The following is a 12,612-nucleotide window of genomic DNA, read 5'->3' as shown; positions in this document are numbered from 1 at the left end:
CCCCATGAAAATCATTTGCATCGGACGTAACTACTCAGAGCACGCCAAGGAGATGAAAAGTGAACTTCCTTCGGAACCGGTTTTTTTTATGAAACCGGATACGGCATTGCTGAAAGAGGGGGCGCCTTTTTATCTTCCGGATTTCAGCCGTGAAATTCATCATGAGATTGAATTGGTGATTAAAATAAGTAAGGCGGGAAAAAATATTGGGGAGGCCTTCGCACATAAATATTATGATGAAATCACGCTTGGCATTGATTTTACGGCGCGGGATGTGCAGGCCAGGTGCAAGGAGAAAGGATTACCCTGGGAGAAAGCAAAGGGATTTGACGGATCAGCGCCCATCGGAAATTTTATTAAAGCCACGGGGGAAGAGGTGCAGGAGATGAAATTCAGACTTGATATCAACGGGAAGACAGTGCAATCCGGCAAGAGTTCGGACATGATCTTCTCCGTGGATAAAATCATAGCCTATGTTTCCGGATTTGTGACCTTAAAGGTTGGAGATTTGATCTTCACCGGTACGCCTGAGGGAGTGGGTCCGGTAAAGGAAGGGGATCTGCTGGAGGGATTTTTAGGAGAAAGAAAACTACTAACGTGTGAGATACGATAAAAGGTAGTTTTTTTTAAAGGATGCGTTGTCAGAGGTGTATTACCGCCGGATAACGTCTGACCAACATGGTACTGTTGGTATGCGCAATTTTATCCCCCCATTTTTCGTACCTTTACCCCCTGATACTCAAGTGAAATGAACGCTTATATCGTAGCTGCATTCCGTTCCGCCGTTGGTAAGGCTAACCGCGGTGGATTCCGCTTCACACGCCCTGATGAACTTGCCGCCGGTGTGATAAGGCACCTCATGGCCTCCATGCCTGACGTTCCTGTCGAGAAAGTGGACGATCTCATCGTTGGGAACGCCATGCCGGAAGCGGAGCAGGGCTTGAATATGGGCCGGCTGATCTCATTATTGGCCTTCAATTCTGACAAGGTGCCAGGTATGACCGTAAATCGTTACTGCGCATCCGGCCTTGAAACGATCGCCATCGCTTCCTCAAAAATCCACTCGGGTCTCGCTCATTGCATCATTGCAGGTGGCGCTGAATCTATGTCGCTCATCCCCATGGGCGGATGGCGGATTGTTCCCAATTACGATGTGGCAAAGGACCATCCCGATTACTACTGGGGAATGGGCCTAACCGCGGAAGCCGTGGCTTCTCAATATATAGTGTCCCGCGAAGACCAGGATGCCTTTGCCCTTGCTTCCCACCAAAAAGCCATCAAAGCCCAGCAGGAAAAGAAATTTGATGCCGAGATCGTTCCTGTTAAAATTGCAGAGACCTATATCGATGAAAAAGAGAAAAGAAAGACGCGCGAATTTATAGTGAGCGCTGATGAAGGTCCGCGTGCCGATACCAATTCTGAAGCACTGGCCAAACTAAAGCCTGTTTTTGACGCTAAAGGATCTGTTACGGCCGGAAACTCTTCCCAAACTTCTGATGGGGCAGCGTTTGTGATGGTCGTTAGTGAAAAATTCCTCAAGGAAAATAATCTAAAACCCATAGCCAGGCTGGTCTCCTATGCCACCGCAGGGGTTCCTCCACGCATTATGGGCATTGGCCCGGTGGCTGCTATTCCAAAGGCACTGCAATTGGCAGGCCTCCGGCAGGAACAGATTGACCTTATTGAACTCAACGAGGCCTTCGCTTCCCAGTCGCTGGCAGTGATCCGCGAGCTTAAACTCAACCCTGATATTATTAATGTTAACGGAGGTGCGATTGCTCTGGGTCATCCCCTCGGATGTTCCGGTGCAAAACTGTCAGTTCAGTTGTTTAATGAATTGAAGCGACGCAACAAAAAGTACGGTATGGTTACCATGTGCGTTGGAACCGGCCAGGGCGCGGCAGGAGTGTTTGAAATGATGTAAACAGCCCACCGCACAGCCGGGCCCAGATTGATCGAACGAAATTAAGACGAACTACATTATATGAGCACAACACTTAAAGGCGGAGAATTCCTGATCCGGGAAACCACCGCTGCAGATATCTTCATCCCGGAGCAGCTTTCGGAGGAACAACGCATGATCGAGCAAGCCTGTAAGGACTTTCTTAAGCAGGAGGTGTGGCCAATCCTTGATCGCATTGATGGCCAGGAGGAAGGCCTTATGGTTTCGCTTCTCGATAAAGCCGCTCAGCTCGGACTGCTGGGGTTGAATGTGGAAGAGAAATTCGGTGGCTATGAGAAGGATTTTGTAACCGGAATGCTGGGAACAGAAGCACTCGGTGCCGGGCATTCTTTCGCCGTAGCTATTGCAGCGCATACCGGAATTGGGACACTGCCTATTGTTTATTACGGAAATGAAGCCCAGAAATCCAGGTACCTCCCCAAATTGTCCAATGGAGAGTGGAAAGCGTGTTATTGTCTGACAGAACCCGGATCCGGTTCGGATGCAAATTCCGGTAAAACCAGGGCTACTCTGAGTACTGACGGGAAATTTTATATCCTGAACGGGCAGAAGATGTGGATCACCAATGGTGGTTTCGCCGATGTCTTCATCGTGTTTGCTAAAGTTGATAACGATGAGAACCTCAGTGCCTTTATTGTGGAAAAATCTTTTGGTGGCATTACCCTTAACCCCGAAGAACATAAGATGGGGATCAAGGGATCTTCCACACGGCAGGTTTTTTTCAATGATTGCAAGGTTCCGGCGGAGAATATGCTTTCCGAGCGGCAAAACGGTTTTAAGATAGCCGTGAATATCCTGAATGTTGGCCGAATCAAGCTGGCAGCTGCAGCACTGGGCGCGGCCAAACGAATCAGCGACCTGTCGGTTCAATACGCGAACGAACGGCAGCAGTTCGGAAGACCGATTGCTAAATATGGTGCCATCCGTCACAAGATCGCAAAACAGGCAGTATATATTTACGCCGTTGAATCGGCCTTGTACCGAGCCACCCAGAATATTGAAGATGCCATCAATGCGTTGCATAAGGGAGGCATGGACAAATCGAAAGCGGTGCTTAAAGGTGTGGAGCAGTTTGCACCGGAAGCCGCCATCCTGAAAGTAGCAGGCTCGGAGTGTGTGGACTTTGTAGTGGATGAAGGTGTGCAGATCTATGGAGGGATGGGATTTAGTGCCGATGCTCCGATGGACCGTGCTTACCGTGATTCCCGGATCAACAGAATTTTCGAGGGAACAAACGAGATCAACCGCATGCTCATTGTAGATATGCTGTTGAAGCGTGCCATGAAAGGTGAACTGGACCTCATGGGCCCGGCCATGAAAGTAGCCGGGGAACTTATGAGCATTCCTGACATGAGCGAGCCGGATACATCGCTGTTCGCTGCTGAAAAGAAAACATTGGCAGGACTTAAAAAAGCGGTGCTGATGGTGGCAGGTTCTGCCGCTCAGAAGCTGATGATGGAACTGGCAAAAGAACAGGAGATCGTAATGAATATTGCCAACATGGTCATTGATACATATATCGCAGAGAGCCTGCAGCTACGCGTGGAAAAGTTAGTGGGCATGAAGGGAGAGGAGAATTGCAAAACACAGATTGACATCATGAAGGTGTTCATGACCGACGCCGCAGATAGAATTTTTAAAGAGGGTAAAGATGCCATCCAGTCCTTCACCCAGGGTGATGAGCAACGCATGATGCTGATGGGACTGAAGCGATTCACAAAAACGGAGAATTACAATATCAAAGATGGCCGGAGAAATGTTGCCGCAAAGCTCATTTCGGAAGGCCGATACTGTTTTTAGGCTTCGGATGACCCGGATCACAGGCATATTACTCCTGATCTGCAGTTTTTCTTTTGCAGGGAAGATTGATTCGCTGGAGAATGTTCTGTTACAGCAGGGGCCCGACACCCACCGCATTCTCACCCTCAACCGGCTTTGTCGGGAGTACATTTACAAAGACCTGGAAAAGGCGCTTCATTACGGAAGTGAAGCAGCTACACTCTCCGAAAAGCTGAAATACAATCGGGGCTTGTCCAGGGCGTATAACAGCCTGGGAATCATTTACCGTAACAAGGCAGACTATGAAAATGCCGTGAAATTCCTGATGGATGCGATCCGTATCGCTGAGGAAACAGGTGATAAGAAGCAGATCGCCGGCAGTTACACCAATCTGGGGATCATATATAAGAATCAGGCCAATTACAACCGTGCCCTGGAGTACCACGAACTTTCAAAAAAAACTTACCTGGCTATTGGTGATACGGCAGGAGCCTGGAATTGCGACTACAACATGGCCATCGTATACCGCCTCCAGAAGCAATACGATAAGGCACTGAACCTGTTGGTTGAAAACCTGGCATTCAATAAACGTATGAACGATGAGACCGGGGTGGTGGGATGCCTTATCGCTATTGGGAACGTGTTCATGGAAACCCGGGATTTTGCCAAGGCAATAGAATATTATAAAGAAGCAGATCTTGCTGTACTCAGCGGCAAGAAAATGGAGGAGGGCAAACGCTCCATTATCCTTATGAACCTTGGTACAGCTTACTTTGAGCTGGGTTTGTACCGGGAGTCGGTTAATTATTCAGAGCGTGCCATCGTATTTGCCGAAAAGTCCGGGCAGGTGGAGAATGTGCGTGACTGTCTGAAGAACCTGGCGTATTCCTGGGAAAAACTGGGAGATTCTAAGAAAGCGTTTGCCTACCTGAACCGCATGCATCAGGTACATGACTCCATTTCCCGGCAAAAGGCATCTGAAGTAGCGCAGGAACTTCAAAATAAGTACGATTCGGAAAAGAAGCGCAAGGAGATCGAGATTCTTACAATGGATAATGAGAACCTGGAACTGCAGCGTTCCAAAGACAGAACGATCCTTATTATTTCCGTGGGAGCTTTGTTGCTGGTATTGGGAGGCGCGGTGGTGCTGGGACGAGCGTTGGTGCAGAACAGGAAATTCTCTTCCGAATTATTTGTTAAAAATGCAGTTATTGAGGAAAAGAACAAAGATATCCTTGATAGTATACGCTACGCGAAGCGCTTGCAGACCAGCATTCTTCCATCGCATGATGCCATGAAGAAGAGTCTGGGTGATCATTTTGTATTCTATAAGCCCAAAGATATTGTGAGCGGCGATTATTACTGTGTATTTGAGCAACGCGATAAAACAATAACGGCGATTGTGGATTGTACGGGGCATGGTGTACCGGGTGCTTTCATGAGCATTCTTACCTTCAATATCCTTCACCAGGTAATCATGGAAGACAGGGTTACCAAGCCTTCGGATATCCTCGATCTGTGCACACGATTGTTGCCCATGCGTTTGCGTCAGCAGGGGGATGCAATGGGATCCGACGGGATGGATATTGCCATTGCTGCATTTGATAGGAATAAAACCATCGTGGAATTCGCCGGAGCGTTTAATCCGCTTTGGATTATACGGGATGGGACAGTGAAGGAGTTGCAAGCCGATAAAATCAGCATAGGATCAGAAAACGCCTTAGCCGGTTCGTTCACGCCGCAGTCGCTTACATTGCAAAAAGGTGATAGCATCTATTTATTCTCAGATGGCTATGCCGACCAGTTTGGCGGTGAGAAAGGAAAGAAACTCATGACTCGCAATTTCCGGAACCTGTTGTTGAACATCGCCGGGCTTCCCATGGAATCTCAACGCGAGCGACTGGAAAGCTCGCTGCTGGATTGGCAAGGTGCTCATGAGCAGGTGGATGACATCCTGGTTGTGGGTATACGTGTATAGTTTTAGTCAGCCGAAGTAGCTCAGGGGTAGAGCAACGGTTTCGTAAACCGTAGGTCAGGGGTTCAAATCCCCTCTTCGGCTCACTTACTCAATATCTCAAACTCTGTCCTTCTGTTATTCTGCCTGCCATCATCCGTGTCATTTGTATCGATTGGTCTTGTTTCACCGTAACCGGCGGAAACCAGTCGACCGGATGAAATACCGGCCTTGATCAGGTAATCCACCACGGCCTGAGCCCTGTTCTTGGAAAGGGTAAGGTTATATTCGTCTGATCCTTTGCTGTCGGTATGGCCGGAGATTTCGATCTTAAGGGTAGGAATATCGTTCAGCAATTGAATAAGCCGGTCCAGTTCTGTTTTGGATTCGGGGCGAAGCGTTGCTTTGTCGAAGTCGAAAAAGATATTGCGGAGTACAATCTTGGTTCCCACCTTCACGTTCTTGAGTTCAATGTCTTTCACCACGTCCTGATAGGAGGCGGTCATGGGGATATCAAAATTTTCAGAGTGGAAAAGGTACCCGTCCTTTTTAACAGCAATTCCGTAGTTTTTACCTGCCGGTAAGGATACAAGATATTTACCGGTAGCAGAATTACTCTTAAAGGTAGCGATCACTTTACCAAGCTGGTTGTCGACCAGTTCAATATCCGCATCCAGCGGCTTCTTGGTGAAAGCATCCGTAATAGTTCCCTTCAGGATGGTAAGCTGGGCGGTTAAAATTTCTACTTTCTGCATAGATACCTGCTCCTTTACAGGGGCGGCAGTAGAAGCAAGGAGGTTGTCTTCATTATTCAGCAGGGGAGGTTTCTCTGCACCGAGGAAAGTAATCATGTAAATATCCTTTTCACCGTATCCGTCCATTTTGAAGGAAGAATAATATCCGTGTTTTCCGGAAGCAGAGAGCACAAAATCAATGTCATCGTCAGGTGAGTTTACCGGATATCCCAGGTTTTCCGGGGCAGACCATTGCAGCGTTTTTTCGTTATAAATCGATTTGAAAATGTCATAGCCACCGGAGCTGGTGTGCCCCTCAGAGGAGAAATACAGTGTTTTTCCGTCGGGATGTATAAAAACAGATTCTTCATTGTATTTGGTGTTGATCACCGGACCGAGATTAACGGGTTTTCCCCATTTGCCTTTTTCATCTTTCTTTACGTAGTAGATATCATGCAGGCCAATACCTCCCTCTTTATTGGTTACAAAATAAAGGGTTGTGCCATCGGCAGATAGAGAAGCAGAAGATTCATGAGATTTAGTATTCACATTAGAGCTTACCTTGTCCGGCTTGTTCCAGAATTCCCCTTTTTGCTCGCAGGCATAAATATTCCCGTCTCCTCCGTCGTCAAGATATATCAGTAGCGTTTGGCCGTCAGCGGAAAGTCCTACCGTGGCGTCATGGCCTTCGGTATTAATGGGTTTGCCCGCATTCACTGCTATCAGCCATTTTCCACCCATGTTTTTAGAGATATAAATGTCTTCAAAGTAGTTCGAGCCTTCCGACTGCTGCCCGCCGGTGGAACCCGGGCGACGGGAAGTGAGGAACATGATGGATTCATCGGCAGAGATCACGGGACCATAATCAGGATACGCGCTGTTCACTTCCGGCCCAACGTTGTCGATGAACACGCGGGTAGGGTTTTTTTCATAGTCTTTTCCGTAACCGCATTCTTTAATCTTTTTTTCGCAGTCTTCGATCCTCCAGCGATCATCCTTGGGGTCAAAATACTGGGCCGCTTTCTTATAATAATTGATTGCGTCATCCCAGTGTTTTTGCAGATGGTGGCCCCTGGCAATGTAGTAATTGATATCCGGAACAACTTGAGGATTCAGTTTCACTGCGTTCTCGAAAAACGGAAGTGCCTTCCATTTAAAGGGCGAATAGAGGTAGCAAAATCCGATCTTATAGTTCAGTAATGCGTTATTGGGATTAAAATCCTGTGCCTTTAGATAGAAAGGAAGCGCCATGCTGACATAGGCGCCTACATAGCCTTCTGCCTGATCCTCCCCTTTGTAGTACTTTTTCAAAAAGTTCATCCCCTCCTGAAAATGCGGATCACCTTCTTCAAGATTCCTCACCGCTTCTTTCAGCTGATCTTTTTTATCCTTGAAATTCTCTTTTTTGAATTCCACATTCTGCTGGCTGTACCCAAGTACTCCGCAAAGAATGAATACGAAAGCGAGAATCCTTTTTATCATGGCTATATTTTAATCATTAGTTTTTTCACGCAACCCTGCTTGCTTGTCCAATGGCCGCTCTGCCTATTTCTTGCAATCTCCGGTGTAATTTTTTGCCGTTTCGTTGCCAAGACTTACCGCTTTTTTCCAATCATCGCAGGCGGTTTTATCACGAAGCATTTCTTTTGCGATCCCACGATTCACATAAGCGTCGCTGTATTGTGGATTCAGTTTAATGGCAAAGTCACAATCATTAATAGCTCCTTTGTAATCCTTCATCTTTATCCTGGCACCCGCACGGTTGTTGTAGGCGTACACATAATCGTACTTCATCTTGATGGCTTCGGAATAATCCTTGATGGCACCGGCATAGTCGCCGTCATCATATTTTGCGCTGCCCCTGTTGTTGAAGGTTTGGGCATCCGGCTTAATCTGTATGCTTTGGGTATAAGCATCAATAGCGCCTTTGTGGTCGCCTTTTTTTCGCAGCACACTGCCCAGGTTATTATGCACAAATGCCAGTTTGGCGTCCAGAGAAATGGCTTTACGGTAATCGGCAATCGCACCGTCCAGATCATCCAGCATCCGTTTGGCCGAACCGCGGTCGTTGAATGCATAAGCATAATCCGGCTTGCTCATAATGGCATTGTCAAAATCTTCGATAGCGCCCTTGTAATCTCCCAGTTCAAATTTGATCCCGCCCCGGTAATAAAAAGCTTGAGCATAGGAAGGATTAACCAAAATGGCCTTGGTGTAATCATTCACCGCATCGGTCTTTTTACCCATAGCATACAGGCACTGCGCCCGGTAGTAAAATGCCATGTCGTTTTTCGGGTTTAACTCAATTGTTTTGGTCTCGTCCGAAATACAGAGTGCATAGTTTTTCAGTTCAAAATAACATATACCGCGGTTATACCAGGCCTTTTCAAAATCGGCTTTGAGCTGAATGGCCTGAGAGAAGCTCTGAATAGCGCTCTCGTAATTCCTGCTGGCATAAGCCGAAATGCCTTCATTGTAATATTTTTCAGCATCCTGGTTAGGAATGGTGTTCACCTTCACGGTGTCCTGGGCACACAGACCGGCCGGAAACAGGAGTAGAAGTAAGATCTTTTTCATGGAATGGGGGCAAAGGGCACTAAGGTACAATTTGGGAAGGCTTTTCCCAAATAAAAAACCCCGGTATCTCCTATCGGCTCCCGGGGCTTTTCAGTCTATTTTTTCACCTGTTTCTTCTCCTTCTCGGAGCCGGTAAAGGTGAAGGATTTTTTGGTTTTACCGCTGGAGTTCTGGAGTTCAATGGTTCCCTCGATTTCCTTTCCGGTCACTGTTCCGCTCCAGATCATAATCTCCCCTTTGTCGTTTTTCTTGGTCTCACAGCTGAACACAATGACCTTTTTTTCAGAAGTCGAATCAATCACGGTTCCTTCATAGAGGTTGGCCGAAAAATTCCAGTCGGCAAAAAGCACCGATTTCAGCTTGCTGCCGGCCATAAATTTCAAATCATCATCATGCCATTTCTTTTCTTTTCCGTCAAGAAAAATTTCAATAATGTAAATTTTCCCGTCCAAAGGACCGCCCTTCTTGGCTGTTTGGGCCAGCATACCACCACCGGTAAACAGCAGGCTCAGTAAAAGTAAATGCAATGATTTCATGGTCTGATTTTAGAGGTTCAAAAAAAGCAAATTCCTACCCGGAACCGAAATAATCTTTTGAACAAAATAGTAACCTGCGGTCATTCGACAAAGTGTTTGTAATCTACTATGAACCAGTAATTTCCGCCAGTCAAATTCCCTGTTCCCGAATAGCTCAAAAGCGTACATTTGCTACCTTAAAACAAAAGCCATGCCGAAGAAGACCAAGACCCCGAAAAGCATTCTTAAGCCGTCCTCCCACTTGTTCATGAAAAAGTATCTTAACAATGCCTCTCCCACGGGTTTTGAATGGGAAGGACAGAAAATGTGGATGAATTATATCCGTCCGTGGACAGACGAGATATTTACCGACAATTACGGTACCGCGGTTGCCGTAATTAATCCTAAGGCGACATTTAAAGTAGTGATTGAAGCACATTGTGACGAGATATCCTGGTTCGTTCATTACATTACCAAAGACGGATTCATTTACCTGCGCCGCAATGGTGGTTCTGATCACCAGATCGCCCCCTCCAAGCGAGTGAATATTCATACCAAAGGCGGCATAGTGAAGGCCGTTTTCGGTTGGCCTGCCATTCACGTCAGGGAACCCGGTAAGGAAGAAGTTCCCTCACTGAGGAATATTTTTCTTGATGTTGGCGCCGCGTCTGACAAGGAGGTAGAGGAAATGGGAGTTCATGTGGGCTGCGTGTGTACGTATGAAGATGAACTGATCACCCTGAACGACCGCTACTACACCGGCCGTGCCCTCGATAACCGGATCGGTGGTTTTATGATTGCGGAGGTTGCCCGCTTGCTGAAGGAAAGCAAAGTAAAGTTGCCTTTCGGACTATATATTACTAATTCAGTGCAGGAAGAAGTGGGATTGCGTGGCGCTGAAATGATTGTAAAACGGATCAAGCCGGATGTGGCTATTATCACCGATGTTTGTCACGATACCACCACTCCGATGATGAATAAGGTGGCTCAGGGCGATGTAGCCTGCGGCAAGGGACCGGTTCTGACCTACGGCCCAGCGGTGCACAATAAACTCCTGGATCTCATTATTCATACAGCAGAGAAAAAAAGTATTCCCTTTCAGCGGGAAGCTGTTTCCAGAGCCACCGGTACGGATACGGATGCCTTCGCATTTATCGGGGGCGGGGTCGTTTCAGCCCTGATCTCTTTACCTTTGCGTTACATGCACACCACCGTGGAATCCGTCCACAGGCAGGATGTGGAAAATGTGATCCGTCTTATCGTTGAAAGCCTTAAAAATATCCGGAAGAATCATAATTTCTCCTATTTTGCCTGAAGACCGATTTCTATTAGCTTTGCATATCTAAACAAATTGTCATGCGCCCTATTCTGCCAATTACCATGGTATCCCTCTCGTTGGTCATATTTGGATGCGGAGGAACTACCGACAACAGCGAAAGGACCAACCAAACGATTAATTTTGATTCGGTCAAAAACACCGCCGATGAGCAGGTGCAGTTCAAGTACGACCTAACGATCTCCAACATCCCTATTCCCTTCGATATTCTTAGTGAACTCCCGCAGACAGGCGCTGATTTCAAACGCACTGCATTGAATGATGCGGCACTGGCAGAAAAGTACAACCAGAATAATCAAAAAGCCATCAATCTGGGAATTTACGGTGCAGACGTAGCCTATGTTATCACCTTTGAACAATATATGGACGTGGCCGCTTATCTTAAAGCAGCAAAGAAGCTGGCTGATGATCTCAGTATTCCCATTGCTTTTGATCAGCGCGCACTTACAACCTACGAGCAGTATAAAACAAATAAGGATTCACTGGAAAAACTGGTGTTTGACTCCTATGCGGAAATCGACAAAACACTGAAGTCTAATGAGCGTATCGGTCTCGCTACGCTCGTGGTTGTGGGAGGCTGGATAGAAGGCCTCTATACCTCCGTTCGTACACTCGGGGATGTTCCCCGTGACGATGCCAATAAACTGCTCTATTCCAAAATCTGGGAACAAAAACATCACCTTGAACAGCTGATTAGTTTGCTGGGAGAATTTAAATCGGATGAGTTCTTCACAGGATTGATATCCGATCTACAGAGCGTGAAAGCAGTCTACGACAATCTGGCCGTTAAAGGTGAGGTGAGTCAGCAGGAAGTTCGCCAGATCGGGGAAAAAATCAGCAGTCTTCGTAATAAGTATGTGGCCGGCTAAGCGCTGAGTGCTTCCACATCTTTATTCACTTTTTTCACAAGGCCCTGAAGTACTTTGCCGGGACCTACTTCCGTAAATTTAGAGGCTCCGTCCGTCAGCATGGCTCTTACTGACTGTGTCCATCGTATCGGAGCCGTGAGCTGAGCTACCAGGTTCTTCTTGATCTGTTCCGGATCTGATACAGGAGCGGCCGTTACGTTCTGGTACACCGGACACACCGGATGCGAAAACCGTGTGTTGAGTATGGCTGCTTCCAGCTCAATCTTCGCAGGTTCCATCAATGGTGAATGAAAGGCTCCCCCCACCGGCAGCAAAAGTGCACGTTTTGCTCCCGCCGCTTTCATTCTCTCACAGGCCACGGTTACCGCTTTCACGGAACCGGAGATAACCAGTTGCCCCGGACAATTATAATTGGCAGCCACTACCGCTTCTCCGGTTTCTTTGCTCACGGCGGCACAGATTTCTTCCACTGCTGAATCTTCCAGATTCAGTATGGCTGCCATCGTGCCGGGATTCATCTCGCATGCTTTCTGCATGGCAAGGGCGCGCTTAGAAACCAGCATCAGTGCATCATCGAAGGTCAGCGTACTGTTACCTACCAGTGCAGAAAACTCTCCCAGCGAATGCCCTGCCACCATCTTTGGCTGAAACGATGCTCCGAGTGTTTGTGCCAAAATCACTGAATGTAAAAAAATAGCGGGCTGCGTTACTCTCGTTTGCCGCAATTCCTCCTCCGTGCCGGCAAACATACTATCCGTGATACGAAATCCCAACAGGGAATTAGCTTTCTCGAATAACTCGCGTGCCTGTGCCGAGCCGTCATATAGTTCTTTGCCCATGCCTGGAAACTGGGATCCCTGCCCCGGAAAAATATATTCATGCATA

The 12,612-nt window shown here is 47.3% G+C and carries 10 protein-coding genes and 1 tRNA gene; 7 read left to right on the top strand and 4 right to left on the bottom strand.

Annotated features, from left to right (window positions below):
- The first annotated feature begins 4 nt into the window (after positions 1-4).
- The 5 genes from IT233_09835 to IT233_09815 all read left to right on the top strand — a co-directional run bounded on the left by IT233_09835 (position 5) and on the right by IT233_09815 (position 5,801).
- Complete coding sequence (locus IT233_09835; protein MCC7302932.1) at positions 5-613, top strand: fumarylacetoacetate hydrolase family protein; 609 nt, start codon at positions 5-7, stop codon at positions 611-613.
- Positions 614-748: 135 nt separating this feature from the next.
- A complete protein-coding gene (locus IT233_09830) occupies positions 749-1,924 on the top strand; it encodes an acetyl-CoA C-acyltransferase (GenBank protein ID MCC7302931.1) in 1,176 nt (391 codons plus the stop codon).
- Positions 1,925-1,984: 60 nt separating this feature from the next.
- Entirely contained in the window at positions 1,985-3,763 is a 1,779-nt protein-coding gene (locus IT233_09825; GenBank protein MCC7302930.1) for an acyl-CoA dehydrogenase family protein, read from the top strand.
- Between the two features lie 7 nt (positions 3,764-3,770).
- Positions 3,771-5,720, top strand: a complete 1,950-nt coding sequence (locus IT233_09820) for a tetratricopeptide repeat protein (protein MCC7302929.1) — start codon at positions 3,771-3,773, stop codon at positions 5,718-5,720.
- Between the two features lie 9 nt (positions 5,721-5,729).
- Positions 5,730-5,801 (top strand) — tRNA-Thr (locus tag IT233_09815).
- Here the strand turns inward: IT233_09815 and IT233_09810 are convergent.
- The 3 genes from IT233_09810 to IT233_09800 all read right to left on the bottom strand — a co-directional run bounded on the left by IT233_09810 (position 5,801) and on the right by IT233_09800 (position 9,543).
- Positions 5,801-7,912 carry an OmpA family protein gene (locus IT233_09810; GenBank protein MCC7302928.1) on the bottom strand — a complete coding sequence of 704 codons (2,112 nt, stop codon included), beginning with the start codon at positions 7,910-7,912 and terminating at the stop codon, positions 5,801-5,803. The two genes, IT233_09815 and IT233_09810, sit on opposite strands and share 1 nt — an antisense overlap.
- A gap of 63 nt (positions 7,913-7,975) precedes the next feature.
- On the bottom strand, positions 7,976-9,007 hold the full coding sequence (locus tag IT233_09805; GenBank protein MCC7302927.1) for a tetratricopeptide repeat protein: 1,032 nt from the start codon (positions 9,005-9,007) through the stop codon (positions 7,976-7,978).
- Positions 9,008-9,102: 95 nt separating this feature from the next.
- Entirely contained in the window at positions 9,103-9,543 is a 441-nt protein-coding gene (locus IT233_09800; GenBank protein MCC7302926.1) for a hypothetical protein, read from the bottom strand.
- Positions 9,544-9,733: 190 nt separating this feature from the next.
- Between IT233_09800 and IT233_09795 the strand changes: the two genes are divergently transcribed.
- Positions 9,734-10,837: a M42 family metallopeptidase gene (locus tag IT233_09795; protein ID MCC7302925.1), complete on the top strand. Its 1,104-nt coding sequence runs from the start codon at positions 9,734-9,736 to the stop codon at positions 10,835-10,837.
- Between the two features lie 41 nt (positions 10,838-10,878).
- Positions 10,879-11,727, top strand: coding sequence for a hypothetical protein (locus tag IT233_09790; GenBank protein ID MCC7302924.1), 849 nt, complete (start codon positions 10,879-10,881; stop codon positions 11,725-11,727).
- Here IT233_09790 and fabD read toward each other — a convergent pair.
- Positions 11,724-12,611, bottom strand: coding sequence for an ACP S-malonyltransferase (fabD, locus tag IT233_09785; GenBank protein ID MCC7302923.1), 888 nt, complete (start codon positions 12,609-12,611; stop codon positions 11,724-11,726). The two genes, IT233_09790 and fabD, sit on opposite strands and share 4 nt — an antisense overlap.
- Between the last annotated feature and the right edge of the window lies 1 nt (position 12,612).

The organism is Bacteroidia bacterium (genome assembly GCA_020852255.1).
In the GTDB taxonomy this organism is placed as follows: domain Bacteria; phylum Bacteroidota; class Bacteroidia; order JADZBD01; family JADZBD01; genus JADZBD01.
This window is presented reverse-complemented; position numbering and strand designations above follow the sequence as displayed.